The sequence below is a fragment of the Nocardia sp. NPDC005745 genome, assembly GCF_040630775.1.
Taxonomy (GTDB): Bacteria; Actinomycetota; Actinomycetes; order Mycobacteriales; family Mycobacteriaceae; genus Nocardia.
In genome coordinates, this window is the sequence record NZ_JBEXYF010000006.1 from 152,893 (window position 1) to 177,461 (window position 24,569).

Here is a 24,569-nt window from a genome sequence, read left to right on the forward strand (position 1 = left end):
CTGTGGTGGTCCCCCGTGTTCGCCGGTCGAGGGACAGCGGGTTGAGAACCGGCGGGGGCTTTCACCGATTTTCGGGGTGACGGGGGTGCCGCCGGGGGATCGGCAGAGACTCGATGTCGCAGAGCGGATCCGGTTGGTGGATCGGTGCGGATTCTTCGATCGTGCCTGGGCGTGGCGAACGTGCGCCTGCGTCTGACCGGAGGGTCTCGACGGGTTCGACGACCAACCAGGTGATCGCTGTCCATATCGATGCGAGTAGGACCGCGCCGATGATGTCGGTGGGGTAGTGCGCACCGGCGTAGATTCGCTGCACGCCCACCAGCGCGGGGATCAGGATGATGGCGGCGGACAGAAGCCGATGCCGTCGTCGGCGGGTGGTGGCCCACAGGAGTGCGGCGGTGGCTGAGTAGAGCGTCAGCGAGGCGGCGACGTGTCCGGAAGGGAAGCTGGCGGTGGGTGGCAGGTCGGGATTGAGGTGCGGAACCTGGGGGCGGTCGCGGTCGACGATCGCGGCGGTGGTGAGAAACAGCGTGATCTCACCCAGCAGCGCGCTGCCGAGGAACAACACCGGGCGCCAGCTGCGCAGGACGCCCACCGCCAGCGCGGCGACGATCAGGGCGACCGTGATGACCGCGGTGGTATTGCCGAGTTCGCCGAACACGCCGAGGACGGAGGTGAGCGTCGGGTTACGGTGCTCGGCAAACGTTGCCACGACGCTGTGATCCCATCGCAGGACGGGGTTTTCGGCTTCCGGTGTGCGCACCAGCATGCCGATTCCGACGAGCCCTCCGACGAGCAGCACCCACGCGACCGCGAGTTCGCCGATTCCTCGCCATGGGTGGGGCAGGGTAGGCGCATGCCGAAGCGGGACCGGCCGCAAGTCGTCTTCGTCGGCCGGTGGTACGTCACCGGGCAGCGGGCCCGCGTTGCCGACTCGGGCGTCGCCCCGCCATCGGTGGAACGCGGCGGTGGCCAGCACAAGCCACAGCGATCCGAGCAGCCAGCCCCCGAGGACGTCGGTGAGGTAATGCGCGCCCAGCGCTATCCGGCTGAGGCCGACGGCCGCCACGATCAGGACCGCGAACACGGTCACCGCGCGGCGTGGGCCCGCCGGCAGGATCGGCGCGAAAACCAGCAGGACAACGCCGTAGCACACCAGTGAACTCATCGCATGTCCGCTGGGGAAGCTCCACCCGTCGGTGCTGTAGACGGGAGTCGCCACGACCGGACGTAGCCGGGCGACAAGCTCTTTGACGATCGGGTTGAGGATCAACCCACCGGTGCCTGTGAGCACCACGTAGACAGCAAGGCGTGGTAGACGACGAACGAGCAGCCAGAGCCCACAGACGGCGAGCACCAGGACCAGCGTGCCGGTCGCGCCGAGATCGGTGATGCCGGTGAGGATGTTCCGCAGAATCCTGTGCTCCGCCACCACGGAGACCAGGCTGTCGGTGACCGCCTGATCGGCTGTCTGCATCGGTTCCCACCGTGCGCGGACCAGCGCTGTGAGCACACCGAACCCGATACCGACGGTCCCAGCGCCCAACAACGCCGCGGCACTGCGGACAGCGAATCGTTCGGCGGCCGCGGCCGCACTCCGAGGGGCCGGGCCGCCAGGGCGGTCGGCGCCCGTCGCGGTATCCCCGTCGTGGCGGTCGGCAGACAACGCAACACCTCCTGCGATCGTGCGAGACCCCGCCGTGCGGCGAAGACCCGCGACAGGTCACCAAAGAATTTCCGGGTCCGGATCGTTCGTTGTCCACGGTTTCCCGAAACGAGCGGCCGCAATCAATCCGGATAGGTCGTACCTGGGCAGGGCCGGGGTCTCGCCGCCGCGACCCAAACGTCTCCGCCGCGAGACGACGTAGCTCACCACAGCCGATCCTGCCGCCCGGCCGTGGCTCGGGCGAACCACCGGATCGAGCGGTACATGTCCCGGGGCCTGTGCTGAACGCACTCATGGGCCCGGCCACCGACCGCCCCCGCGCCCCCGGCTCCGCATTGGGTGCGGTGGGACTGGGCAGCTCGAACGACTTCCACAAACCGGTGCCCGCCAGCGGGCGTATCGGGGCCGTTCCGGTGCGAATCGACGCCGCGCGAACCGAACTCGTCGACGTGGGCAAGGCCGGCGTCTTGCCGGCCGACGGCACGCGTGCGGTGCGCTACTCCTGCTCAACGCGAGTATGGGACTGGTCGCCGCAGGCAATCATTCGTTCAACCAGGCCACCGGGGTGGTCGGTCGGCTCAAGACGCGCAACGTGGAGGCGGCTGATGATGCGGAGATCGTCGAGTTGGCGACCCGCCTGCTGTCGCGCATCATGGACATCGACGAATCGCAGGCGCGCAAGGTGTACGGCATTTTGCTGGACGGCCCCGCGTCGGTGCCACATGCGCTGCGAACGCCGTGCGAGTCGCCGCGCAACCCGCGGTGATGAAGTGGCTATTTTCCAGCATGTCGCGAAGGTGAATAGCCGGAGGACTTTACTGAGATCCGATTGTGACGGTGGCACTCCTGGTACCTGGAGATTGCGACCACCAGTAGTAGTGTGTAACACCGCTGGCGACATTGATCGTTCCTGAGCCGTAAGCATCGAACGTTCCAAGGTTCGGGCAAGTGATCTGGCCCGAAACCTCGTACTCCTGAGAGCCTTCAGACACTCCGCTCACGGATATGGTGGATGCCGTATTCGGTATCGGGACGGTCTCCCGCGATCTTCGTCGTCAACTGCGAGACGCACTGGTTCGAGTCGCCCCGGTACTTCAAATAAATCGTCGCCGCCGGATCGGCGTACGCGCCGTATGGGGCCGACGTCGTCGGTGTCGTCGCTGCTTCAAACGATCAGGTGGGACTCGCTTGCGGTCACTGTTACCCCGGCAAATCACGCGTAAACCGGGGGTCTTCTCAGCCCCTTCTAAGATGCCCTGCTGCACTTCCTCTGCCGCGCAAGCACAAACAGCGTCGGTTGCCTTATTCGCAGGCGACGCCATCCTTATCGCGGTCCAGCTCTGATCTGTAGCCGGGTTCTCCCCGCCGCAGCGGCGCGGCACCCGCGGCCTTGGCGGCGGCGCAGTTGGAGTAGTAGACGTTGGGAGCTGCCGGTCGCGGTGGCACCGGCGCGACCACCGCTGGAGGTGTGGGTACCACTGCTGCGGGCGGGGCAGGCGCGATCGCAGCTGGCGGCGGGGTGGGTGCGGTGGTCGTTTCCAGTGCGGTCGGAGCCGGGGGTGCGGCAGTGGTTGTAGGCGGCAGGTGTGTCGTATGGGCGGCGGTTACGACTGATGTCGTGACCGGTGTTGTGGTGGTTGGTGTTGATGCTGTTTCGGCGGTGCAAGCGGCGGCTGTGAGCGTCACTGCCATGCACGAAAGGAGGGTGGCAGCATGTCGCCGGGGTGATGTCATGGTCTCTTTCCGAGGTAGGGGTGTACGTCCGAGTGCAGGTGCATGCCTCCGCGTCGACGGAAAGGGTGACGTGCGGCCATGACGCACCGCCATGGCAGTGCACCTTGCGTTGTCGGCTTTGGTTCCGTCCCGCAGATTCTGCGTAGTGTGCAGCTCGGGAACTGCCAGCCTTATCGGAATCGGCCCGGCTTGTGTTTCGGGTAGCCAACGCAGTTGGTCTGACCCTCTGGTTCGCCTCGGCTCGAATGTCGGTGGTCCTGCCGGTTGGACCGTAGTCTTGCTTCCGAATCGAGTTGCTTCTGAGCCCATTTACCAGTCCCAACGGCGAGACTCCGCACAGCCGGCAGGTCTGTTGCCCTGGCCTGGCCTGGCCTGAGACTGTCACCGGAATGGTAGATGAAAGGCCATCGATTCAGGTTGCCGCGGTGGCCGTGTTCGCCACTGATCACCACGAATTCGTCGGTTTGCCATTGCGGCAGTAGAAATAGACGTCGGAGATTGACCCTGACGCAGGGTCAACCCCTCAGCATGGTGGGCATGACTACGAAGACCGATGCGATGCGGCACTTCACGGTTCACCACGACGGTGTCACGATCCCGGTGTCTCGCGGTGGCGAGGGGCGACCGCTGGTGCTGTGCCCTGGGCTGAGTTCGACACAGTCCGATCTCCACGAGCTGATCGAGCTGCTGCGGCGCGACCACGACGTGGTGACCTTCGACCTGCGGGGGCACGGTCTTTCCTCGGCCGCCGACCGGTACTCCTTCGAGGCGTTCCTCAGCGATCTCGTTGCCGTGATGGCGGAGCTGGGACGCCTCGACCCGCCGTCGGAGCCGGTGCTCGTGGGCTACTCGCTGGGCGCGGACCTGGTCGTGCACTATGCCTGCGAGCATCCTGATGCCGTCGCCGAACTCGTTCTCGTCGACGGCGCGAACCCGGTGCCCGAACCGTTCATCACCGAGGTCGATCTGCCGGAGTTCCGCGCAATGTGGGAGTACCAGGCGACGCGGCCCGAGGCCGAGCAGGCCAAGGGCACCGCGCGTCAGGTGTTGCTCACCGGACAGGAAATCCTCGACCTGAACCTCGAGCTCGATGTGATTCGGTCCGAAATGATCCTCGACCGGTACCGGAAGACCGAGTGTCCGATCACCATGATCATGTCGACCAATATGGCCGGCGACAGCGGTGAAGGGCGTGCATCGCGGCTCAATCAGAACTGGCGTGCCGGCATCGAGCATCTCGTCCGCGAGCGGCCGCACATCTCGACGTTCTGGCTCGATGCCGGTCACGGGCTGGTCTTCACCCATGCCCTGGAAGTCGCCCAGCTCATCCGGAGTGCACAAGGCCGAGCCCCTCAGGCGACGTCGTAAGAGTTCCAGGACTGGAAGACTGGTCCGATGCTGACCATTGGCGAGCTGGCGTCGTACGCCGGAGTGACAGTGCGCGCGGTGAGGCACTATCACGCCAAAGGGCTACTGCCGGAGCCGGAGCGGGATCACTCCGGCTATCGGAGATACGACGCGGGCACGCTGGTCGAATTGATCAAGATCCGGACCCTGGCCGAGGCCGGGGTTCCGCTGGCGCGCGTGCGAGAGCTGCTACAGGCCGACGAGGAGGAGTTCGCTGCGGCGGTCGCGGATATCGACAAGCGGCTGCGGGCGGAGATCAGGCAGCGGCAGCGGCACCGCGAGCGGATCGCCCACCTCGCCGCCGGGGAGAACTTGGCGCTGCCACCGGAGGTAGTGGAGTTTCTCGACCGGCTGCGGGCGCTCGGGGTCGAGGAGCGGATCGTCGAGGTCGAACGCGACGGCTGGATCCCGCTGGCAGCGCACTCACCCGCGCGAGTCTCGGAGTGGGTGGCACGCAAGCGGGAGCAGATCGCCGAACCGCAGTTCATCGACTTCTATCTCGCCCTGGGCCAGGCTCTCGAATGGACCGATGACGACCCGAGGCTGGTCGAGCTTGCCGACAAGACAGCCGCCTACATCACGCAGGTGGCCGACGAGCAGGGCGAGGACTACGTCGGTGATGTCGACATCGAGCCACCATTCGCGAAGCTGCTGGACACGCTCGCGCTCGACAGCGCGCCATCGGCCCATCGACTGATCGAGCTGTTGAAGCAGCGAGGCTGGTCCGGCTGGACCAAGCTCGAGCGCGTGGACCCGAAACAGGGTGCGTCCGAACCATGGCAGGAAGACAGCGCGTTGCAGCGTTCCCGCCGTTCATGATGAGACAGACGCTATGACCGCCGCCCAACTTTCACGTCCCGCCGATCCGCACGAAACCGCGGGTCACCACCCAGCAATGACCCGCCCCGTGGGCCAGCGGTTACGGCGGACTGTGCGGTCCGCCGTAACCTGAGAAGTTCTCGGCGACCCCGGCAAAACCGCGAACCGGAATTTTGAATCGGGCTCGGACCTCGGGCACGCGCGACACCGGGATCTGGCGCTGTGGGCTCGATGGATGGCGGTCATTGTGTGATCACTATCTTTCCGTTGGCTTTGCCGCGCTCGACATAGGCCATCGCCTCGGGGGTGTCCTCGAATGGGAAGGTCCGGTCGAGCACGGGGTACAGGATCTGCTGGTCGTAGAGCGAGGCCAGATGCGCGAGCTGGTTGCCGTCGGCTCGCATGAAGAAGAACGAGTAGCGCGCGCCCAGCTTCTTGGCCTGCGCGCGGATCTTGCGGCTCATCAGGTACATGACGGGTGAGAGCAGCGGCTGACCGATCTGTTTGGCGAAGCCCGGGTCGGGTGGTCCGACGACGCTGATCGCGATACCACCGCGGGCGAGTACGGTCAGTGACTTCTGCAAGCTGGCTACACCGAGAGAGTCGAGGACGACGTCGTAGCCGGAGAGCTCCCGGGTGAAGTCTTGCGTGGTGTAGTCGATGACCTTGTCGGCCCCCAACGCCTGGACCTTATCGAGGTCTTTGGTGTGCGCGGTGGTGGCGACAAAGGCTCCGAGGTGTTTGGCGACCTGGATGACCGTCGATCCGAGACCGCCGGCGCCCGCATGGACCAGCACCTTCTGTCCGGGCTGAAGGTCGGCGGTCTCGACGAGTGCCTGCCAGGCGGCGAGTGCCACCAGCGGCACTGCGGCAGCCTGCTCGAACGACAGCGAGCCGGGCTTGCGGGCAACGTCGGCGGCGTCGATAGCGATGGCCTCGGCGAAGGCCCCGATTCGCAAATCTCTCGGCCGGGCGTAGATCTCGTCGCCGACTTCGAACTCGTGCACGTCTTCCCCGACGGCAGTCACGACGCCGGCGAGGTCGTGCCCCAGGACGAAGGGCGGTTTGTACTCGAGAAGTCGTTTGAATTCGCCGTTACGCACCATCTTGTCCAGCGGGTTGATGCTCGCCGCGCGGATGTCGACGAGGACGTCGTTGCGGCCCGGTGTCGGGGTGGGGATATCGGCGAGTTCGAGTCCGTCCTCGCCGTAGTGGTCGACCACGAATGCCTTCATCGGTGCTTCCATCCTTACTGTTGTGGTGAGCCCGAGGGGGTTGTCGACGGCTGGGACAGGGCCAGGGCGTTGGTGAGGCCGCCGGCGAGGACACGATCGGAGAGTTCGCGATCGGTGAGCGCGCGGGCGAGCTGCAAGGTGCAGATCAGTACGGTGAACAGCCCTGTCGCCCGATCGTAGGAAGCCTCGGGGTCCTCCGGGTCCATGCGGTGTGCGATGAGGGCGAGGATGGACCGCATGCCGGTCGTGTACGCGTCACGGATCTGTATGTCGCAGCGGCTGATCTCGTCCAGCAGTGCCGCCGACGGGCATCCGTTCTCCCGGTCATCGCGGTGGGCCGGTGAAAGGTACTCGCGAATGAAGTGCTCCAACCCATCGGGCCCGTCGGGCATCGCCTCGATCATCGCGCGCTGGGCCGCGAGCTGATCTGCGACGACGCTCGCGACGAGATCGCCCTTCGAGGTGAAGTGCCCGTAGAACGCGCCGTTGGTCAACCCGGCGTCTCCGACCAGGGACGCGATGCCTGAGCCGTCGAGACCGTCGCGCTTGAACCTTCGTGCGGCGGCATCGATCAGCCGTCGTCGCGTCGCGTTCTTGTGATCAGCGGCGTACCTGGCCATGGGTGGTGCTCCGTTCGCGTTCAGTGTCCCTCTCGACATTACATTACGATCATAATAGTATGATCGTAATTCAATGAAACTCGTGCGGAAGGCGCCTTCATGCCCACCTGGAAAGACGTACCAACGCAGACCGTCGAGGCCGCCGGTGTCACCTTCGCCTACCGGGAGCTCGGGGCGCAGTCCGAGGTGCCGGTCGTGTTCCTGCACCACTTCACAGCCGTCCTCGACGATTGGGATCCGCGGGTCGTCGACGGCATCGCCGCGCACCACCGCGTCATCGCCTTCGACAACCGAGGAGTGGGCGCGACCGGGTCGTCGGTGCCCTCCGATATCGAACAGATGGGCGCAGACGCAATCGCGTTCATTCGCGCGCTCGGCTACGAGAAGGTCGATCTGTTCGGCTTCTCCCTCGGCGGCGCGGTCGCGCAGATGATCGCCCTGCAGGCTCCGGACCTCGTGCGTCGCATGATCCTGGCCGGGACCGGGCCGCGTGGCGGCGGCGGCATCGCCAAGATGCCCTTCATCGTCGGCGGCGCCTATCTCAAGGGCTTCCTGACACGCAAGGATCCCCGGTACTACTTGTTCTTCCCGCGTGACGCAGAAGGCAAGAAGGCGGCGACCGAGTACTTCGACCGGCTGGCCGAGCGCACCAGCAGCCGCGACAAGCCGGTCTCGCATCAGGCCCGGATCGCCCAGTTGCGTGCGATCACCAGCGCGGGCCTGCACGCTCCCGACGACCTCTCGACGGTCACGGTTCCGGTCTTCGTCGCCAACGGCGATAACGACCTGATGGTCGCCAGCGAGCACTCGGCCGACCTGGCGCGTCGCTTGCCCGACGCGTCGCTGCAGATCTATCCCAACTCAGGCCACGGCGGGGTGTTCCAGCACCACCGCGCGTTCGTCCCCGAAGCGCTGAAGTTTCTGGCCGCCGCCGACACCCACCCGACTCGCCAACCACAACTGGAGGCCCAGCCATGAATTCCGACCAGCACCCGAATGGCATCGTGAAGTCCTACCGGGACGCGCCCACGCGGACAATCGAGGCGGGTGGGATCACCTTCGCCTACCGCGAACTCGGCCCCCGCGGTGATATCCCCGTCGTGTTCTTCGTTCACCTCGCGGGGAACCTCGACAATTGGGACCCCCGAATCATCGACCCGATCGCAGCCGGTCGCCACGTGATCGCCTTCGACAATCGCGGGGTCGGCGCTTCGACCGGTTCGGTCCCCGACACCGTCGAGGCCATGGCCGACGACGCGGCCACGTTCATCCAGGCGCTGGGTTTCGAACAGGTCGACATCTTCTCCTTCTCCCTCGGCGGCATGGTCGCCCAGGCCCTCGTCATCCAGCGCCCGGAACTGGTACGGAAGCTCGTCCTCACCGGCACCGGCCCGGCCGGCGGTAAGGGCATCGACAAGGTCGCCTACACCACGTACTTCGACATCACGCGGGCCGCATTGACACGCTCGGACCCCAAGGAGTACCTCTTCTTCAACCGCGATGTCGAGGGCAGGCGGGCTGGTCGCGCATTTATCGAACGCCTCCAGGAACGGACCGTCGATCGCGACGTACCGGTGGCCGTGACGACGTTGCGGACCCAGCTCAAAGCGATCAAGCGATGGGGCCGTTCGGCACCAGCGGACCTGTCACAGCTGAGCCAACCCACCCTGATCGCCAACGGCGACCACGACCGCATGGTGCCGTCGCAGCTCTCCGAGGATCTCCACCGCCGAATCCCCGGATCGGACCTGATCATCTACCCCGGCTCCGGACACGGCGGAATCTTCCAGTTCCACGACAAGTTCGCCCCGATCGCGGTCGCCTTTCTCGCCGACTGACGCAGAGGCCATCCGAACGCGTCGGTTCGTCCAGCCTGATGTCCGTCGCGAAGTGTTCCTGCGCCTCTCTGGCTCCAGCCCCCGAAAACTTCTCCGAGGGAAGAAGTTGAGTAGGTCGGCATCGACAACGAAGTCTGGATGGACGAACACCGGATCATCAGGCGCAAGCACCATCCGGTTCACAGCAGCCGGGAGATCCTGTATCCCTAGAACCCCTTCGGCAAGGGAGTGGCCCGTGGGGTCGAGGTCAGAAGAGAGTGTGCGGACGCGGAGCGACCGGTATCCGGTCGGCCCGAGCTGGGCGAGTTCGGCATCGAAGTCGACCTCGATCGCGCCGAAGACGTTGATGTCGGCGCTGTGCGCCGGGGAGATGTGGGCCAGCACCTCGTCGTCGATCCGGCGACCTTGCCGGCGCATCTGCTCCACCGCGAGTCCGTAGTACTCCGTGGGCGTTCGACTGGTTAGATCGCTGACGCCATGCGTCACAGTGATTCGACTTGCGCATGCCTGTTCTCCGGTCGTTGAACGACGCGAGGAAGTAGGTTGGGAAATGTCCGATTCTGTGGGAAATGAAGAGGTCTGGCGTTTGATCGAACAACCGATAGGAGCTGTCTTCCCAGATGATGGGCTGACTCGCACACCTCGGCTGCATCAGGTGCTCCTGGACTCAGTCGACGTCGCTCGCGAGTTCGGACATAGTTACGTCGGCGTCGAACACCTTATGCTCGCGATCTTGCGTGAGGGGAAGTCGGTACCCATCCATGTATTAGCGCAGATGATGAACCCGGTTGATTACATCGAGGCATTGACTACTTTTCTTCGTTCGGATGGATACACCGGGCCTGAACGCGGCCAGTGATCGGAAGAAGCCGACTGTGTGTGGTCGGCCGACCTGATCTCATGCAACCCATCTAGAACCATTCGAACACGTTATGGCGAAAGAAGTTGGTAGGCAGCACAATCGAGGATCGTGCTGTTCCCACCCAGCGCATGGGCTACATGGCGATGTCGCCGAACAGGTCGAGCTGCTCGTGGCCGGTGAGCGTGAGACGGTTGCGCGGGCGCGCCGCGGCGCGGCCGAGCAGGGCATGGACGCGGTCGCGGTCGGGTGCCTGCTGACCGAGACGGGCGGCGACGACCGCGGGTGGTAGGCCTTCGCGCCGCATGCGTTGCTCGGCGGTCGCGCGCAGCGTGCCCGGCGAGATGTCCAGGCCGGCGTCGGCGCCGACGGCGCGGATGGCGTCATCGACGGTGCGCACGGCCAAGCGCCGGTGCGGGGCCTGCTCGGCGATGAACAGGGCGACCTGTTCCGGCTGTCCGCGTACCAGGCGTCGGCGTTCGGCCAGCCACGCGACCAGCGCGGCGCGGGTGCCCGGCTGCAACGGCACGGTGCGCGAGCCGCCGGTGGAGTCGGTGATGGCCAGGGTGCCGGGCCAGTCGGCCAGATCCAGGCCGGTCAGGGCGAGGGCTGCGATCTCGGATTTGCGGGGTCCGGCGTCGAGGCCCAGGACGATCATCGCGAACGCCCGCGGTCCGCGCGCCGCAGCGGCGCGCAGCACGGAGCGTTGCTCGGAGGGGCCGAGGGTGCGGGGGTTGATCGGCTCCACCACCACACGCGGCGTCGCCGGCACGCCCAAGCCCAGCCAGGTATAGAACACGGTGAGCGCGGTGAGAGTGAGATTGGCAGTGCTCCCGACGACTCCGCGTTCCTCGATTGCCGCGGTCAGGTAGGCGTCGACGGCGCGGTCACGGCCGGCGGTGGAGTGAAGGGCATCGTCGTGGCCGCGGTTGTCGCCCAGCCAGCTCAGGAAGTGCCCGACCCGCTCGAGGTGGGTCTCCCGCGACCGGTGGGCCAGGTCGTCGCGGTCGGCCAACGCGGCGGCGAAACCGGTCAGCACCGGGTCGGCGGCGATCTCGATCGAGAAAAGCCCCAGCATGTACTGGGCGTTGTTCTCCACCACTGACCTCCATGCCGAAACCTATTGGGTAGCAGCATCGCAGCAGGCACCGACAACATCACGGCGGAGATCAGCGGCTCAGCTGAGGCCGTATCCGATTCCGAACGTGATCGCGAGCCATCTGAGGATCACGTGGAGGTCGACGCCGAGATCGAGGCCGAAGGAGTCCATCGATCTCATCTCCTTCCGAGATCGAATCTTCTGTGGTCCCCCTACCTGTTCATTATTTTATCGCTGGTCGCAGCCCTGCGGCATCATCGATCGGCGCTGATGGGTGGCTGGTCGGCGCGGTTGGTGACGCGGGCGCGGCCGAGGGGGAACGGGAGGGTGGTGGGGTCGCCGGGGCGGTGGGCCTCGATGAGTGCGAGGTGTGGGGTGAGGCCGGTCAGGCCGGTGAGGCGGGCTTGGCTGTAGGGGGTGCCGACGAGCAGGACTTCGACTTCGCAGTCGTGCACGGTGTCGGTCGGTAGCGAGCGGTCGAGGGTGGCCGCGATCGTCGTGACCGGTTCCAGGCCGCGGTCGAGATAGCCTTCGCCGGCGTCGGAGGGTTCGTAGATCCATGTGAGGACTTCCGGGCCGGAGCATTCCCCGAGAAAACTCCAGCCGCGTACCCGCATCATGATGTCCAGCCCGGCGAACACCCGCATATCCGCCGCGGGCACGGGGTGACCGCAGGGTGTGCCCAGCGCCTGCATCACCGACGACGGTGGGTATCGGCGATGCCAGATGTGCGCGCGCATCGCCGCGACCCACGCAGCCTCACCGCGAGCGGAGCCCCAGCCCGCGTCACCGCCGGATCGCCCGGCACGGCGGGCTGGTTTCTTCTTCACACCGGACATGGGCGCTCATGCTCGCAGCCCGCCTACCCGCACCCTGGCAGACACGCCCACCGCGTGGCGCTGAATTTTCCGGCGCCGAGTATATGACCGGTTGTGCGCCTGGCATCCGGTCGAAGATCAGCTCACAGTGCAGGCCGGCTAGTGTGGCGACCCTTGCACCGTTGGTGGTCAGTGGCCTGTTCCGGTTCGCGACGGCCGTCCGCCTCCTGCGCCGTGCGGTGACCGTCGCGGTGTCAGCGGTGGGGATGCTGTTCGATAGGTGTCGTGGACAGTGTCGACTTCGCACGGGTCGTAGCGGAATTCGGTCCCGGCTCCGCGCTGCTGGTCGAGCCGGGGTCGTCGGCCGCGGCTCATGCCCCGGCGCGATGGGCCGGGATCGCAGCGGGTGGCGATTCGCACGCCCGGCGCGCGGCCGCGGTGGCCCTGTGGAATCTCGACTTGTTCGTCGACGTGCTGCCACGGTTCGGGGCTGTGTTGGAGGAATGCCTCGACGATGTGCGGGTCTGCCTGCGACGTGGTGACTGGGTGCTGCTGTATGCGCTGCGAAAGCCATTTCAGCCCCACGAGTTCCGTATCGGATGGGATCCGGAGACGTTCGGCGCCGACCGGCCACCGTATTGGGATGCGCTGCCCGATGCGCTACGGGTTTTCCTCACCACGGTGCACGCGGGTTTCACCGATCTCGATGAGATCTCCTACGGCCCCACCCGACCCCGGAACATGCAGACCTATTCCGTGCTGAACTTGCCCAAGGCAGTGCACAATTGGGAAACGAACGAGGACATTCCGGGCGACAGGGTGATGCTCATCGCCAAGGGCTTGGGCGATACGCGCTACTTCGTCTCTCCCGACCTGCTCCGAGGCGCCGTCGGCTGGGAGGCCGACGGCCATATGGAGCGGCCACTGGAGTTCGCGCGGACCTTCGACGAACTGATGAGCTACGGCTTCCAGCTCGAGCGTGACCACCCACCCGAGACCGCCGCGCCCGCGACTCCACCGACACCGGATGAACTGCGGCAAGCGAGCATGTCCCTGCCCCGGGCGGCGCGGGCGGTCGTGTGGAACCGCGAACTCACCGAGGACGCTGCGCGCGACCGTATCCGCGATCTCGTCGCCGAGCTGCTCGACGCGCTGGGCGGGCAGATGCGCATCCGCCCGCAGGAAGGTATCGACGGAGAGACGATACTGCCGTTCGATGACGACGCGGGCAACATCTACCAGGTCGACCGACTCGAGGCCCGCTACTTCCTCGACCCACCTGCCCTCGACCGCGCCGACATCTATCCACCTGTGATCGTCCGGATCTGGGAGCAGCAGGGCTGGCGGTTGACGCTGTCCACCGACGCCGACGGCATCGTCACTCACGCCCGCACCTCCGACTGGTACGAACTGACCCTGACCCACCGTGACGCCACGTTGCGCCTGTCTGTCGCATCGCCCGGTTTCCACCGACCGCACTGATCACTGAGCGGTACGCGCCGATCGCAACCACTCGAGCCAGCAGACCCGCTCAGACGCCGCCGACACCCGCCGGGGAAGCGGTCGCTTACGTCTCGTAGCTGGTGTCCGAGCCATGCGGGATCGCGCCGCTGGAATTTGGATGGTCCGGTCGGACTGATAATCTCGTGCGCTCCGAGGGACCGAATAACCGGCCCTGGATCCGCCGGCGTTCGGGAATTGCAGCGGTGTGATCCCGACCACGAACTGGACGATCGCGCCACTGCGCTGAGCGGCTGGGGCCTGCACATGACCCCACCGGGCGGCCTAGACCGTGCTGACCACCTCGTCGTAGTCCAGTCGCGGTGAACGCGGGAACCATGCGTTCGGGCCCGGCTTGCCGATATTGACCACCACGAGACTGGTGTGGTTGCCGTCCGGGAAGAAGTCCTTGTCCAGGCCCGGACCGTCGAAGCCGTTCATCGGGCCCGCCGCCAGCCCGGCGGCGCGGATGCCGAGGATGAAGTAACCGATCTGGATCAAGGTGTTGGCGCGCGCGGACTCGGCGCGTTGATCCGGATCGGCGAAATAGTCCTTGGCGTCGGGCGCGTGCGGGAACACCGTGGGCAGGTTCTCGTGAAAATTCAGGTCGGCTGCCAGGATCGCCGACAGCGGCGCGGCGGCGGTCTTCGGTTTGTTGTTGTCGATCATGTGGGTGACCAGCCTGGCGCGCGCCTCGGCGCCGCGCACCAGGACGATCCGCAGCGGTTGCTGGTTCATCGACGTCGGGCCGAATTTGACCAGTTCGTAGATCTCGCGGATCTGTTCGTCGGTGACCGGCTCATCGGTGAAGGTGTTCGCCGTGCGGGCCTCCCGGAACAGCAGGTCCTGGGCGTCGGCGGCGAGCGTGAGCACGGCTGGCTGAACGGAATTCATGTAGTTTCTCCTCGAACATATTGGGGAACAGTCGAAATCAGTCATGTGAGACACGCCGCGACCGGGTCAGCACGGCGCCGTCGACGCGCACGAGCACGTCGTGTACGACGCAGCTCGGCGCGATCTCCGGGCTGCTGTTCGGGCGGATCTTGACCACCAGGCAGTAGGCGGTGGACACAATGGTGCCGTCGTCCTGCGGCTGCAGGTTGATCATGTTGAACCAGTGCCGGCGCTGCATCGGGTCGGTCTCGAAGCGCTTGTGGAACTCGACCAGGTCCGCGATGATGCCGGCCCTGGTCCGAGCGGGCGGAATGCCCGGTGTGTGCTCGAATTCCGCGTCCTCGGTGAACGTCGCGGCGTAGCCGGGGATGTCGCGGCTGTCCAGCCGCTGCATCTGCTCGGCGTAGAACTGCTGGACCTCGGCGTACAACTCGGTGCGGCTTACGACGGTGGTCATGGTTGCTCCTGTGATCGCGGCGGGGCTCGGCTGCACGCCACAGTGGCCGATGCCACTAGAGCCTCGGTTGAGCCGCGGTTGGGCACCGGCGATTGACCGGATCTATAGGACGCCGGTCGACCCTGGTGATCGAAGAGCCCGGCGAGTTCGGAAGATCTACCGATGGAGGAGTCATGGCGGAAAATCGGCGCGTCGCGCTGGTCACCGGAGCGACCAGCGGAATGGGCCTGGAAATCACCAAAAGCCTGGCGGCCCAGGGCATCGCGGTGTTCCTCTGCGCTCGCGATCAGCAGCGGGTGACCGACACGGTGAAAAGCCTGCAGGACGACGGTCACGAGGTGGACGGCACCATCTGCGATGTCGCCGACGCCGCGCAGGTCCGCGAATACGTCGACGCGGGCGTGCGGCGCTACGGCCCGATCGACATCCTGATCAACAACGCGGGCCGCAGCGGCGGCGGCGTCACCGCCCAGGTGACCGACGAACTGTGGTTCGACGTGATCAATACCAATCTCAACAGCGTGTTCCTGATGACCAAGGCGGTGCTGAACGCGGGCGGCATGCTCGAACGCGGCAGCGGACGCATCGTCAACATCGCTTCCACGGGCGGCAAGCAGGGCGTCGTGCACGGTGCTCCGTACTCCGCGTCCAAGCATGGGGTGGTCGGCTTCACCAAGGCGCTCGGGCTCGAACTGGCCAAGACGGGGATCACGGTCAACGCCGTATGCCCCGGTTTCGTGGAGACGCCGATGGCCGAGCGGGTGCGCGAGGTGTACTCCGGGCTGTGGGGCGTGGACACCGACGAGGTGCACGCCCGAGTCAGCGCGCGGGTGCCGATCGGTCGCTACGTGCAACCGTTCGAGGTGGCGGCGATGGTCGACTATCTGATCGGCCCGGGTGCGGGCGCGGTCACCGCACAGGCGCTGAACGTCTGCGGCGGTCTCGGTAATTACTGACAAGGAGTGACGGCAATGACCGCAGTGGACGAAAACGCCGCCGCCCCGGCCACGGGGCACGAAGACTACCTCCGGGTGCTCGAGGCGATCCAGACCGGCGCGTTGCAATTGCTCGCGGGTTTCCCGCAGCAGCCGACCGCGCTGCGCTTCCAGGTGGGGGAGGTGACCGTCGAGGCCGAATGGCACGCCGCGGTCTCGGCCGTCCCCGCGGCGATCCCGGCGGCACCGATGGAAGCCGTTGCCGCCCAGGATGTTGCGGCGTTCGGCGCGGTCGTGCGTGCCCCCAGCGTCGGCGTGTTCTATCGGTGCCCCGAGCCGGGCGCGGACCCGTTCGTCGAGGTCGGCGACCGAGTGAGCGCCGGACAGCAGATCGCCATCGTCGAGGCGATGAAGTTGATGATCCCGGTGACCGCCCAGACGGGCGGCGTGATCACCGGGATACTCAAGGAAGACAACGAACCGGTTCAATTCGACGAGCCTTTGTTTTCGTATTCTCCGGAATGACGTCGCAGTTCAGGCGAGCGGGCTGCTGCGGCGCCAGGTGAGCACCCGCCGCTGTGTCCGCCCGCCTACCTGTGCTGAGCCGATCAGCGTGAGCACGTCGCCGTTCAGCGACATCTGCCGCACCTGCTCGGTCTGCGCCCACGCGGGGTTGGAGCAGACGCTGATCGCGTGCACCACCTCGGTGCCGGACCGCCGCCACGTGCCGGCGTAGCCCATGAACGGGTTGGCTCCCGAGGCGCCGTCCGTGCGCATCATGCTCACCGACATGTAGCCGTGCGCGCCGTAGATCAGCAGTCCGCGCGGCGAGTCGCCGAGGGGCCCTTCGCTGGTCGCGTCGTGCTGATCGATGTCGTAGTAGGACAACAATTCCCAGGTACCCACAAGATCGGTTGCGTTCATGGCACCGACGATGGCGGCAGCCGCTCTAATCACGCTGTAGCCGCGTGGCGGGCGAAGTCGTGACTGATCCGCACCAACTGCCAGACGACATCCAGCTCCGCACGATCGCGCGGCCCGTAGACCATCACCAGCGTCCCGGGCAGGTAGCCCTGCCGGGCCATCGGATGCGGTTCGGCCCAGCCCTGCCGGACCGCCTGCGCCACGACGTCTTTCGGCAGGCATATGTGCAGGCTGCCGTCGCCGTGCCCGTGCAGGTGGGCGAATTCGGTGCCCGCGAGGTACGCCTCGTCGGGCCCCTCGGCCATCCGCGGCCGCAGGTGCAGGGCGCGGGTGTCGGGCAGGGACACTCCGCTGCGGCCGAGCAGGACGCCGTCGAGCGTGGCCATCCGCGACCAGAGTTCCTCTTGCAACTCGGCAGGCGCGATCTGGCTGAGCTGCTGGTGCGGATTGTGCTCGCGGGTGCTCGGCCGGTCGCCGCGGCGGCGCGGCAGGTCCAGGCGTCCGTCCACCGTTGTCGTCGTCATGACTGCGCTCCCTTCGGATTTCGCGTGTGCGCGAACCTGGGACCACATTACTTTCCAAAGTATAGTAGTAACCAAGGGGAAAGTGACTTACCGGGAGGACGTATGACCACCGCGCCAGAAACGCCTATCGACCCCTGCCCGATCACACCGGTCATCGATCTGGTGTTCGGTCGCTGGTCCACTCAGGTCCTCTGGGTGCTCACCCACGACGGCAGGCTGCGCTTCACCGAATTGCAACAACGGATCCCCGGCCTGACCCCGAAGGTCCTCACCCAGCGCCTGCGCCAGCTGGAACGCGACGGCCTGGTCGCGCGCACGTATCATCCCGAGGTCCCGCCGCGCGTCGAGTACGAGGCGACCCCGCTTGCCCAGACGCTGACTCCAGTGTTCAGCAGCATCGTGGCCTGGTCCGGCGAACACCTCGGTGAGGTCCTCGCGGCGCGCGCCGCCTATGACGCCGCCGGGATTGCGAACTGACCCCTCAGCCGTGGCGGAGGGACGCCGAGCGCAGCTGCGCTACGGCGTCACCCGTTCGATCGAGATCTACTCCGCGCCGTCTCGCTCACCAGCCGGACACTCACGCCGCCGGCGCTGGTCGAGCGGAGAGCTCGAGCAGGCATCCGGCCAATTCGCGCGGCATCGTGATCATGCAGTCGTGCCCGGTGGGGAGCACGTGGAGCCGCTCGGGGGGCAGGTCGGCGGGCGGCAAGGTGCGCGGCATGGCCGCGCGCATCGCCTTGAAAGCCTCGCCGCCTTCGCTGCAGTGGACGTGCGTCACCGGAATCGCCGCCAGCGCCTCCGGATTCGTCAAGGTCATCGGCTGCTGGAAGGTCTTCAGCGGTTGCGGTGTCTGCATCGACGCCACCCAGCTGAGGTCGGGTTCCGCCGTGACCCCGTACAGTCCGCCGTCGCCGACCGGTTCGGTTTGTGGCGGCACCCGCCAGCCATCGCCGGCGGCGTCCGCCGCGGCGGCGAAGGCCTCGACCATGCCCGGCATGATGTCGGCCACCGCTTCGCCGTCGCGGGGCACGAAGGTATCGAGGTAGACGAGTTCGGCGATGCGGTCCGGTACGGCGTCGGCCAGGGCGGTGACGACGATTCCGCCGTAACTGTGCCCGACCAGGACGACACCGGTCAGGTCCTCGGCGGTGATCAGGGCGATGAGGTCCTGTACGTGGGTGTCGAGGCCGACGTCCGCGGTGAGCAGGTCCGCGCGGTCACCGAGACCGACCAGTGAAGGGGCGAATACGCGGTGGCCCGCGCCTTCGAGCAGGGGGGTCACCCGCTGCCAAACCCATCCGCCATGGAAGGCGCCGTGGACGAGCAGGTAGGTCGACACGATCAGTTCTCCCTGAGTTTCGATAGGGCCGTAGTGGTTTCGGACGAAGTGACCGCGGGCGGCACCGGCTCGGGGCGGACACCGAGGCCGATCACCCGGGCTACAAGCCGGGGTAGGCGCGGGAAACGGCGGAGCAGCCGGACCAGCAGCGGTTTGTCGGTTCCCGCCCGTCCCGCGCTGGGGTAGAGGTCGGCCAGTAGGTGCAATTGCGCGAATTGCACTACCCGCATGGGAAATTCGCGGCGGCGCTGGATGGTGCGCAGCTGGGCCGTGGTCGGAGTCGCGCCCGTGGCGAGGATCGGCGCCAGCAGCCGGGCGGCCGCGATGGCGTCCTGCACGGCCAGATTGATCCCGACGCCGCCTGCCGGGGACATCGCGTGCGCCGCGTCCCCGATCGCCACCAGCCCCGGCCGGTACCAGCAGCGCAGCCGGTCCACCCGGACGTCGAGCGGCTTCACGTCGCCCCAATCCGAGATCTCCGCCTCCAGATGTGGCGCCAGCGCAGGATAGATGGCGGCCAGATCCGCGCGGAACCGCGCCAACCCCGCGGTCCGGATCGTCGCGAAGCCGCCCTTCGGGATCATGTACGCGACCTGAAGATAATCGCCGCGATCGATACAGACGATGAAGAACCCTTTCCCGCTGCGCACGGTGGGCAGACGATCGCCATCGGGCTTGCTCACCCGGAACCACAGCACGTCCATCGGCGCGGCGCTGGCGGCGACCTCGAGCAGGCCCGACCTGCGCACGATCGAGTGCCGTCCGTCCGCGGCGATCACCAGGTCGGCGGTGATCCGCAGGGGTCCGTCCGGCGTCCTGGCGCGTGCGCCGACCACCGTGCCGTCGCGCTGCACCAGCTCGGTGACCTCCGCCTCCTGGACGAGGCGGAAGCCGGGGTAGCGGCCGGCGGCCTCGGCGAGGAAATTCAGCACGTCCCACTGCGGCATGAACGCCACGAACGGAAAAGGGCCGGGTAGAGCGCTGAAGTCCGCGAACACCACCGGACCGGTGCCGGTCGCCATCGGCAGCTGGGGCAGCTCGACGTGCGGCAGCGCGAGGAACTCCTCGGCCAAGCCGAGTTCGTTCATCGCCAGCAGCGTCGATGTGTGCACCGTGTCACCGCGGAAATCCCGCAGGAAATCCGGATGCTTCTCCAGCACGAGCACGTCCACGCCGGAGCGTGCCAGCAGCAGTCCGGTCATCAGTCCGGCGGGGCCGCCGCCGATCACGCAGACTCGCACCGATTCGGTGCTCACGCCAGGCATGTGGGCACCTGCCCGCCGTTGTAGAGCACCATCTCGTCGAAGATCGCCAACACGTCCAATGGCTCGCCGAGCCGGCCGCCGGTCAGTTCCGCGTCCGCGCGATACAGGTTGCCGACCAAGCGCTCCTGATCGACCAATTCGGCGAACTCGCCGTGGTCGGCCTCCAGCGCGATCGCCAGCGGCGTCAGACCGAGCGCGCGTCCCTCCGCCGCCAGGTCCTGCACCCAGCGCAGATACCGCAGCGTCTGGTCGAAGATCTCCGGCCCCGTGACCGGACCGTGCCCCGCGACGACCGTCTCCGCGCCAAGCGCGGCCAGCCGCCGGACCGCCGTGATCGCGCCGCTGACCGACCCCATCAGGCAGAACGGCGCCGCGCCCGCCATCACCAGGTCCCCGGCGAACAGCACGCGCTCCTCGGGCAGCCACGCCACCACGTCATTGGTGGTGTGCGCGGCGGCCCCGAAGTGGATGAGCTCCACCCGGCGCTCGCCCTGGTGCAAGGTCAGGTGATAACTGAAGGTGACGCTCGGCAACGTGACCCGCACATCACCCCAGTCGACTCCCGGCCACAGCTTCGTCAGCGCCAGCCCGGTCTCGATCATCTCCGGCCGGATCCGGTCGTGGCCGATGACGACGGCGGTCGGCCCGAACAGGTGGTTGCCGAAGTTGTGGTCGCCGTGGTGATGGGTGTTCACGATGGTGCGCGCCGGGCCGGTGCCCAGCCCGTCGACGAACTCGACCAGGGCCCGGGTACGTCCCTCCGTCGCCAGCGTGTCGATCACCACCGCGCCGTCCGGCCCGGTCAGTACGCCTGCGTTGCTGACACACCAGCCGCCACGGCTGTGCGTGTAGGCATAGACGCCGTCGGCGACCTCGTGCACGCGCGGTATGGCCGCCGTCTCGGTGGCTGTCATGTCGGCGACTTCGTCGTCGCGGCGTAGCGCTCCGCGCACCGCAGCGTGTTGCGGCTGTTGCTCGACAGCGCCTCTGTGAGATACGCGCGGGCATCGGCGAGATCGGTGGCCTCGCCGAGTATCTCGCGCGCGGCCGCCGGATTGATCGCAACCGTGTGCCGTGCGCTCACCACGGCGCCGTCCGGCCCGTCGGTGAATCCCCAAGCGCCGCTGTGGCCGAACAGTATCGTGGGCGGCACCAGCTGCTTGTAATCGATTCGCTCGCCGGGGAAGCACACCCGGATCGATTTGGTGGTGTGCGGAATGCCGCCCGCGGTCACCGTGTCCATCTCCATCAGCTGCACGCCCGCGGAGTCCTCGGTGAGATCGATGCGGCCGACGTGCGGCACCTGCTCGGGCCAGCGTTCGCTGTGGTAGACGAAGTCGTATGCCTCGGCGGCCGAGCACTTCAGCGTCACCGTGTCCTCGAAGGTGTGGATCACCTCTTCCACCGGATGGCCGAGTTCGGCGATGCGGGCCAGCGCCGCGAGCTCGGTCTCGCTGTTGCGGTGCACCGACGCCGAGACTTGCTCGGGTTCGACGCCGTTGACCACCGTGAAATGGTGGTCCAGCGTGACTTTCGTCGTGGCGGGACCGATCTCGCGGAACGACCAGCCGCCGCCCATCGAGGCGATCGGCGCCTGGCTGCGTTCCTGCTCGAAGGCGATGTGGCGCTGCCCCGCGTCCAGCACCCGCCGCGACGTCCAGTTCTTCACCGCGCCGCCGACGGTCGCCCACAGCCGGAAGCGCTCCTCGTCCGGCCCGCGGTGCAGGTGGCGCACCAGCACGCTCGGCTCGAAGATCACCGGCCACCTGGTCACGTCGGCCACCAGGTCGTAGACGACCTCGGGTGCGGCGTGCACCACCTTGGTGTGGCTCATCACGATGGTGTTCATGCTCATGCCGCGCCCTGCAGCTGCGCGTTGACGATCTCCACCAGCTCTTGGGGCGTCCTCACCTCGATGAGCTGCTCCTCCGGGATCGTGACGCCGAAGTCGCGCTGAATCCGCGCCGCGGTCTCGATGAGCGCGAGCGAGTCGTAGCCCAGCTCCTCGAACTCCACGGCGGCGATGTCGCCGCCGAGTTCGGCGAGGTCCTCGCCCCCAGCGCATTCGACGAGAATCCGGCGTAGTTCGGTGATGGTCATGGTCATGATCGGCTCCTGGGATGGCGGTACTCAGTCGGATACGGCGCGCGCGACGACCGCGGAGTTGAACCCCCAGCGTCCGCGGGCCAGAACGAGCGCACCGCCGACGGTGGCGGTGCGCGGGGCGCCGAGGACCAGGTCGATCCCGTAGCCCTCGGCGAGCGTGGTGGTGTGCGCGGTCGGCGGGATGACCGAGTCGCGCATCGCCAGCAGTGCGGTCACGATGTCGAGCGGGCCCGCGCCGGAGAACAGGCGTCCGGTCAGCGGTTTCGACGCGGTGACCGGAACCCCGCCGGGCCCGAACATCGCTTCGATGGCGGCGGCCTCGTCGCGGTCGCGGTCGGGTATGCCGGAGGCGTCGGCGAACACCACATCGATATCACCGGGCGTCATCCCGGCGTCGGCCAGCGCGAGTTCGGCGGCGCGGCGCAGACCTGTCGGGCGCCCGGAACCGGGCGGCGGGTCGAATGTCGAAGCGTATCCGGCGATTTCGCCGTGCACCTTGGGGACACCGCGGGCCCGCGCCGCGACGGCATCCTCGACGACCAGCATCGCGCCGCCCTCACCGGGCACGTATCCGGCGGCGGCGGCGTCGAACGGCAGATAAGCGCGTTCGGGGTCGGCCGCGGTGCTCACCCCGCCGCTGGACACGTGCGAGGCCCAGCCCCACGGATCCAGCGCCGAATCGACGCCACCGGTGACCACCAGCGGCGTCCCGCGTCGCACGGTGCGCCGCGCGTGGCCGATCGCGTCCAGCCCGCCGGCCTGTTCGGCGACCAAGGCGCTGCTCGGTCCGCGCATGCCGTGCCGGATGGAGATCTGACCGGTGTTGACCGCGTAGAACCACGCGAAGGACTCGTACACGCTGACGTGCCCGGAGCCGAGCGACCACAGCTTGTTGAACTCCCGGTGGGTGAATTCGAAGCCGCCGGAGGCGTTTCCGGTCACCACGCCCATGTCGTAGTCGGTCATCGTCGCGGTGTCGACCTTCGCGTCGTCCAGCGCCCACTGCGCGGCGACCAGCGCCATCCGCGTCGAGATGTCGGTCTGCGGCAGCAGTCGGCTCGGCAGGTGCTCACCAGCGTCGAAATCGGTCACCTGGCCGGCCAGCCGCGTCGCCGAGCGGCTGGTGTCGAACCGGGTGAGCGGCGCGATGCCACCACGTCCGGCCAGCACGGCGTCCCAGAAACGCTCCACACCGAGTCCGTTCGGTGCGAGCACGCCCATTCCTGTCACCAGCATCATGTCGCCACCGCCTCGGATTTGCGCAGCACCATCGCGCTCTGGAATCCGCCGAATCCGCTGCCCACCGTGAGCACGGTGTCCATCCGGTGGTCCCGGGCGACCAGGGGGACGTAGTCCAGATCGCATTCCGGGTCGGGCTCGTGCAGGTTCGCCGTCGGCGGCACCACCTGGTATTCCAGCGCGAGGAGCGAGGCGGCGATCTCGACCGATCCGATCGCGCCGAGCGAGTGCCCGACCATGGACTTGATCGAGCTCATCGGCGTGCCGTAGGCGTGCGCACCGAGACTGCGCTTCACCGCGGCGGTCTCGTGCCGGTCGTTCTGCCTGGTGCCCGAACCATGTGCGTTGATGTAATCCACGCCGGTCGGGTCGATCCTGGATTCGTCGAGCGCGACCCGGATCGCCTCGGCCATCTCGCGACCGTCCGCCTTGAGCCCGGTCATGTGATAGGCGTTGCACCGAGTCGCGTACCCGGTGATCTCGGCGTAGATGTGCGCGCCGCGCTTGCGTGCGCTCTCGTATTCCTCCAGTACGAACATCGCGGCGCCTTCGGCGAGAACGAACCCGTTACGGGAGTTGTCGAACGGCCGCGAGGCCACTTCCGCCTCGTCGTTGCGCGGTGTGGTCGCCTTGATCGCGTCGAAGCAGGCCACCACGATCGGTGTTATCGGGGTGTCCGACGCGCCCGCCACCATGACGTCGGCCGAGCCCTCACGGATCAGCTGCACCGCATGCCCGACCGAGTCCAGTCCGGACGTGCACCCGTTGGAAACCATCGCCACGGGCCCCTCCGCCCCCACGCTCCAAGCCACTTCGGCGGGCATCACGCTGGGAATCATGTAGTCGAACATGTGCGGGGACAGATACGTCTCGTCGACCAGCCAGTTCTTGCCGGAGTCCGACAGCACCAGGTATTCACGCTCCAGGCTGGTGGCCGCGGCGACCGCACTGCCGAGGCTCACACCGAGCCGGTGCGGATCGACCGCCGCGAAGTCCAGCCCGCTGTCGACCACCGCCTCACGCGCGCAGACCACGGCGAACTGCACCGCACGGTCCATGCGCCGAATCTCTCTGGGCGACAACCCTTCCCGCACGGGATCGAAGTCCGCCTCGCCGGCCACCTGGGACCGGTACGGCGAGGCGTCGAAGAACGAGATCCGTCGCGTCGCGGTGCGGCCTTCCGACAGCAGCTTCCAGAACTCGTCCTTGCCCGACCCGCCGGGCGCGCGGACCCCGAGCCCGGTGACGACAACGCGGCGGCTCATCGCGCACCACCGGATGCATTGATGCT

General features: G+C 67.1%; 27 protein-coding genes. 10 read left to right on the forward strand and 17 right to left on the reverse strand.

The features are described 5' to 3' along the window. Positions 1-61: 61 nt before the first annotated feature. Positions 62-1,477 carry a phosphatase PAP2 family protein gene (locus ABZ420_RS08980; protein ID WP_357119167.1) on the reverse strand — a complete coding sequence of 472 codons (1,416 nt, stop codon included), beginning with the start codon at positions 1,475-1,477 and terminating at the stop codon, positions 62-64. Positions 1,478-2,183: 706 nt separating this feature from the next. On the opposite strand from ABZ420_RS08980, the gene ABZ420_RS08985 reads away from it, so the two are divergent. Then, positions 2,184-2,432 carry a hypothetical protein gene (locus tag ABZ420_RS08985; protein ID WP_357119170.1) on the forward strand — a complete coding sequence of 83 codons (249 nt, stop codon included), beginning with the start codon at positions 2,184-2,186 and terminating at the stop codon, positions 2,430-2,432. A gap of 536 nt (positions 2,433-2,968) precedes the next feature. Here ABZ420_RS08985 and ABZ420_RS08990 read toward each other — a convergent pair. Beyond that, positions 2,969-3,709: an excalibur calcium-binding domain-containing protein gene (locus tag ABZ420_RS08990; protein WP_357119173.1), complete on the reverse strand. Its 741-nt coding sequence runs from the start codon at positions 3,707-3,709 to the stop codon at positions 2,969-2,971. 228 nt (positions 3,710-3,937) lie between these two features. Here ABZ420_RS08990 and ABZ420_RS08995 point away from each other — a divergent pair, with 228 nt between their 5' ends. Together ABZ420_RS08995 and ABZ420_RS09000 are read left to right on the forward strand one after the other, a co-directional pair. After that, positions 3,938-4,768: an alpha/beta hydrolase gene (locus ABZ420_RS08995; protein WP_357119176.1), complete on the forward strand. Its 831-nt coding sequence runs from the start codon at positions 3,938-3,940 to the stop codon at positions 4,766-4,768. A gap of 27 nt (positions 4,769-4,795) precedes the next feature. Next, positions 4,796-5,626 (forward strand): MerR family transcriptional regulator, encoded by an 831-nt coding sequence (locus ABZ420_RS09000; RefSeq protein ID WP_357119179.1) that lies wholly within the window; start codon positions 4,796-4,798, stop codon positions 5,624-5,626. Between the two features lie 242 nt (positions 5,627-5,868). On the opposite strand, the gene ABZ420_RS09005 is transcribed toward ABZ420_RS09000, so the two are convergent. Together ABZ420_RS09005 and ABZ420_RS09010 are read right to left on the reverse strand one after the other, a co-directional pair. Then, positions 5,869-6,861, reverse strand: coding sequence for an NADP-dependent oxidoreductase (locus ABZ420_RS09005; protein ID WP_357119182.1), 993 nt, complete (start codon positions 6,859-6,861; stop codon positions 5,869-5,871). Between the two features lie 14 nt (positions 6,862-6,875). Then, positions 6,876-7,481, reverse strand: a complete 606-nt coding sequence (locus ABZ420_RS09010) for a TetR/AcrR family transcriptional regulator (RefSeq protein ID WP_357119185.1) — start codon at positions 7,479-7,481, stop codon at positions 6,876-6,878. Between the two features lie 99 nt (positions 7,482-7,580). Between ABZ420_RS09010 and ABZ420_RS09015 the strand changes: the two genes are divergently transcribed. The 3 genes from ABZ420_RS09015 (at position 7,581) to ABZ420_RS09025 (ending at position 10,178) form a co-directional block, all read left to right on the forward strand. Beyond that, positions 7,581-8,459 carry an alpha/beta hydrolase gene (locus ABZ420_RS09015; protein ID WP_357119188.1) on the forward strand — a complete coding sequence of 293 codons (879 nt, stop codon included), beginning with the start codon at positions 7,581-7,583 and terminating at the stop codon, positions 8,457-8,459. Beyond that, the gene (locus tag ABZ420_RS09020; RefSeq protein WP_357119191.1) at positions 8,456-9,319 is read left to right on the forward strand and encodes an alpha/beta hydrolase; all 864 of its coding nucleotides are present in this window, start codon (positions 8,456-8,458) and stop codon (positions 9,317-9,319) included. Before ABZ420_RS09015 ends, ABZ420_RS09020 begins: the two co-directional genes overlap by 4 nt. A gap of 550 nt (positions 9,320-9,869) precedes the next feature. Next, entirely contained in the window at positions 9,870-10,178 is a 309-nt protein-coding gene (locus tag ABZ420_RS09025; RefSeq protein ID WP_357119194.1) for a Clp protease N-terminal domain-containing protein, read from the forward strand. 136 nt (positions 10,179-10,314) lie between these two features. Here the strand turns inward: ABZ420_RS09025 and ABZ420_RS09030 are convergent, their stop codons facing one another. Both ABZ420_RS09030 and ABZ420_RS09035 read right to left on the reverse strand, forming a co-directional pair. Continuing rightward, the gene (locus tag ABZ420_RS09030) at positions 10,315-11,280 is read right to left on the reverse strand and encodes a site-specific integrase (RefSeq protein ID WP_357119197.1); all 966 of its coding nucleotides are present in this window, start codon (positions 11,278-11,280) and stop codon (positions 10,315-10,317) included. 251 nt (positions 11,281-11,531) lie between these two features. Beyond that, positions 11,532-12,116 carry a hypothetical protein gene (locus ABZ420_RS09035; RefSeq protein ID WP_357119200.1) on the reverse strand — a complete coding sequence of 195 codons (585 nt, stop codon included), beginning with the start codon at positions 12,114-12,116 and terminating at the stop codon, positions 11,532-11,534. A 264-nt stretch (positions 12,117-12,380) separates the two neighbouring features. On the opposite strand from ABZ420_RS09035, the gene ABZ420_RS09040 reads away from it, so the two are divergent. Continuing rightward, positions 12,381-13,577: a hypothetical protein gene (locus ABZ420_RS09040; RefSeq protein ID WP_357119203.1), complete on the forward strand. Its 1,197-nt coding sequence runs from the start codon at positions 12,381-12,383 to the stop codon at positions 13,575-13,577. A 303-nt stretch (positions 13,578-13,880) separates the two neighbouring features. Here ABZ420_RS09040 and ABZ420_RS09045 read toward each other — a convergent pair whose 3' ends face one another. Together ABZ420_RS09045 and ABZ420_RS09050 are read right to left on the reverse strand one after the other, a co-directional pair. Continuing rightward, positions 13,881-14,489: a malonic semialdehyde reductase gene (locus ABZ420_RS09045; protein ID WP_357119206.1), complete on the reverse strand. Its 609-nt coding sequence runs from the start codon at positions 14,487-14,489 to the stop codon at positions 13,881-13,883. 37 nt (positions 14,490-14,526) lie between these two features. Continuing rightward, positions 14,527-14,946, reverse strand: a complete 420-nt coding sequence (locus ABZ420_RS09050) for a nuclear transport factor 2 family protein (protein ID WP_357119209.1) — start codon at positions 14,944-14,946, stop codon at positions 14,527-14,529. A 173-nt stretch (positions 14,947-15,119) separates the two neighbouring features. On the opposite strand from ABZ420_RS09050, the gene ABZ420_RS09055 reads away from it, so the two are divergent. Both ABZ420_RS09055 and ABZ420_RS09060 read left to right on the forward strand, forming a co-directional pair. Beyond that, positions 15,120-15,902, forward strand: coding sequence for an SDR family NAD(P)-dependent oxidoreductase (locus tag ABZ420_RS09055; RefSeq protein WP_357119212.1), 783 nt, complete (start codon positions 15,120-15,122; stop codon positions 15,900-15,902). Positions 15,903-15,917: 15 nt separating this feature from the next. Continuing rightward, positions 15,918-16,406, forward strand: a complete 489-nt coding sequence (locus tag ABZ420_RS09060; RefSeq protein WP_357119215.1) for a biotin/lipoyl-containing protein — start codon at positions 15,918-15,920, stop codon at positions 16,404-16,406. Between the two features lie 9 nt (positions 16,407-16,415). Here ABZ420_RS09060 and ABZ420_RS09065 read toward each other — a convergent pair whose 3' ends face one another. Both ABZ420_RS09065 and ABZ420_RS09070 read right to left on the reverse strand, forming a co-directional pair. Beyond that, entirely contained in the window at positions 16,416-16,805 is a 390-nt protein-coding gene (locus ABZ420_RS09065) for a lipocalin-like domain-containing protein (RefSeq protein ID WP_357119218.1), read from the reverse strand. 29 nt (positions 16,806-16,834) lie between these two features. Then, on the reverse strand, positions 16,835-17,329 hold the full coding sequence (locus tag ABZ420_RS09070) for a luciferase family protein (RefSeq protein WP_357119221.1): 495 nt from the start codon (positions 17,327-17,329) through the stop codon (positions 16,835-16,837). Between the two features lie 102 nt (positions 17,330-17,431). Here ABZ420_RS09070 and ABZ420_RS09075 point away from each other — a divergent pair, with 102 nt between their 5' ends. Next, on the forward strand, positions 17,432-17,806 hold the full coding sequence (locus ABZ420_RS09075; RefSeq protein WP_357119224.1) for a helix-turn-helix domain-containing protein: 375 nt from the start codon (positions 17,432-17,434) through the stop codon (positions 17,804-17,806). Between the two features lie 100 nt (positions 17,807-17,906). On the opposite strand, the gene ABZ420_RS09080 is transcribed toward ABZ420_RS09075, so the two are convergent. The 7 genes from ABZ420_RS09080 to ABZ420_RS09110 are packed head-to-tail and all read right to left on the reverse strand — an operon-like array spanning position 17,907 to position 24,543. After that, positions 17,907-18,668, reverse strand: coding sequence for an alpha/beta fold hydrolase (locus ABZ420_RS09080; RefSeq protein ID WP_357119227.1), 762 nt, complete (start codon positions 18,666-18,668; stop codon positions 17,907-17,909). A gap of 2 nt (positions 18,669-18,670) precedes the next feature. Beyond that, entirely contained in the window at positions 18,671-19,933 is a 1,263-nt protein-coding gene (locus ABZ420_RS09085; RefSeq protein ID WP_357119230.1) for an FAD-dependent oxidoreductase, read from the reverse strand. Then, entirely contained in the window at positions 19,921-20,847 is a 927-nt protein-coding gene (locus ABZ420_RS09090; RefSeq protein ID WP_357119233.1) for an MBL fold metallo-hydrolase, read from the reverse strand. Before ABZ420_RS09090 ends, ABZ420_RS09085 begins: the two co-directional genes overlap by 13 nt. Next, positions 20,844-21,788: an aromatase/cyclase gene (locus tag ABZ420_RS09095; RefSeq protein WP_357119236.1), complete on the reverse strand. Its 945-nt coding sequence runs from the start codon at positions 21,786-21,788 to the stop codon at positions 20,844-20,846. The genes ABZ420_RS09090 and ABZ420_RS09095 overlap by 4 nt, the downstream gene beginning before the upstream one ends. Then, entirely contained in the window at positions 21,785-22,039 is a 255-nt protein-coding gene (locus tag ABZ420_RS09100; protein ID WP_357119239.1) for a phosphopantetheine-binding protein, read from the reverse strand. The genes ABZ420_RS09095 and ABZ420_RS09100 overlap by 4 nt, the downstream gene beginning before the upstream one ends. Before the next feature lie 24 nt (positions 22,040-22,063). After that, on the reverse strand, positions 22,064-23,278 hold the full coding sequence (locus tag ABZ420_RS09105; protein WP_357119242.1) for a ketosynthase chain-length factor: 1,215 nt from the start codon (positions 23,276-23,278) through the stop codon (positions 22,064-22,066). Then, complete coding sequence (locus ABZ420_RS09110; RefSeq protein WP_357119245.1) at positions 23,275-24,543, reverse strand: beta-ketoacyl-[acyl-carrier-protein] synthase family protein; 1,269 nt, start codon at positions 24,541-24,543, stop codon at positions 23,275-23,277. Before ABZ420_RS09110 ends, ABZ420_RS09105 begins: the two co-directional genes overlap by 4 nt. Positions 24,544-24,569: the final 26 nt, after the last annotated feature.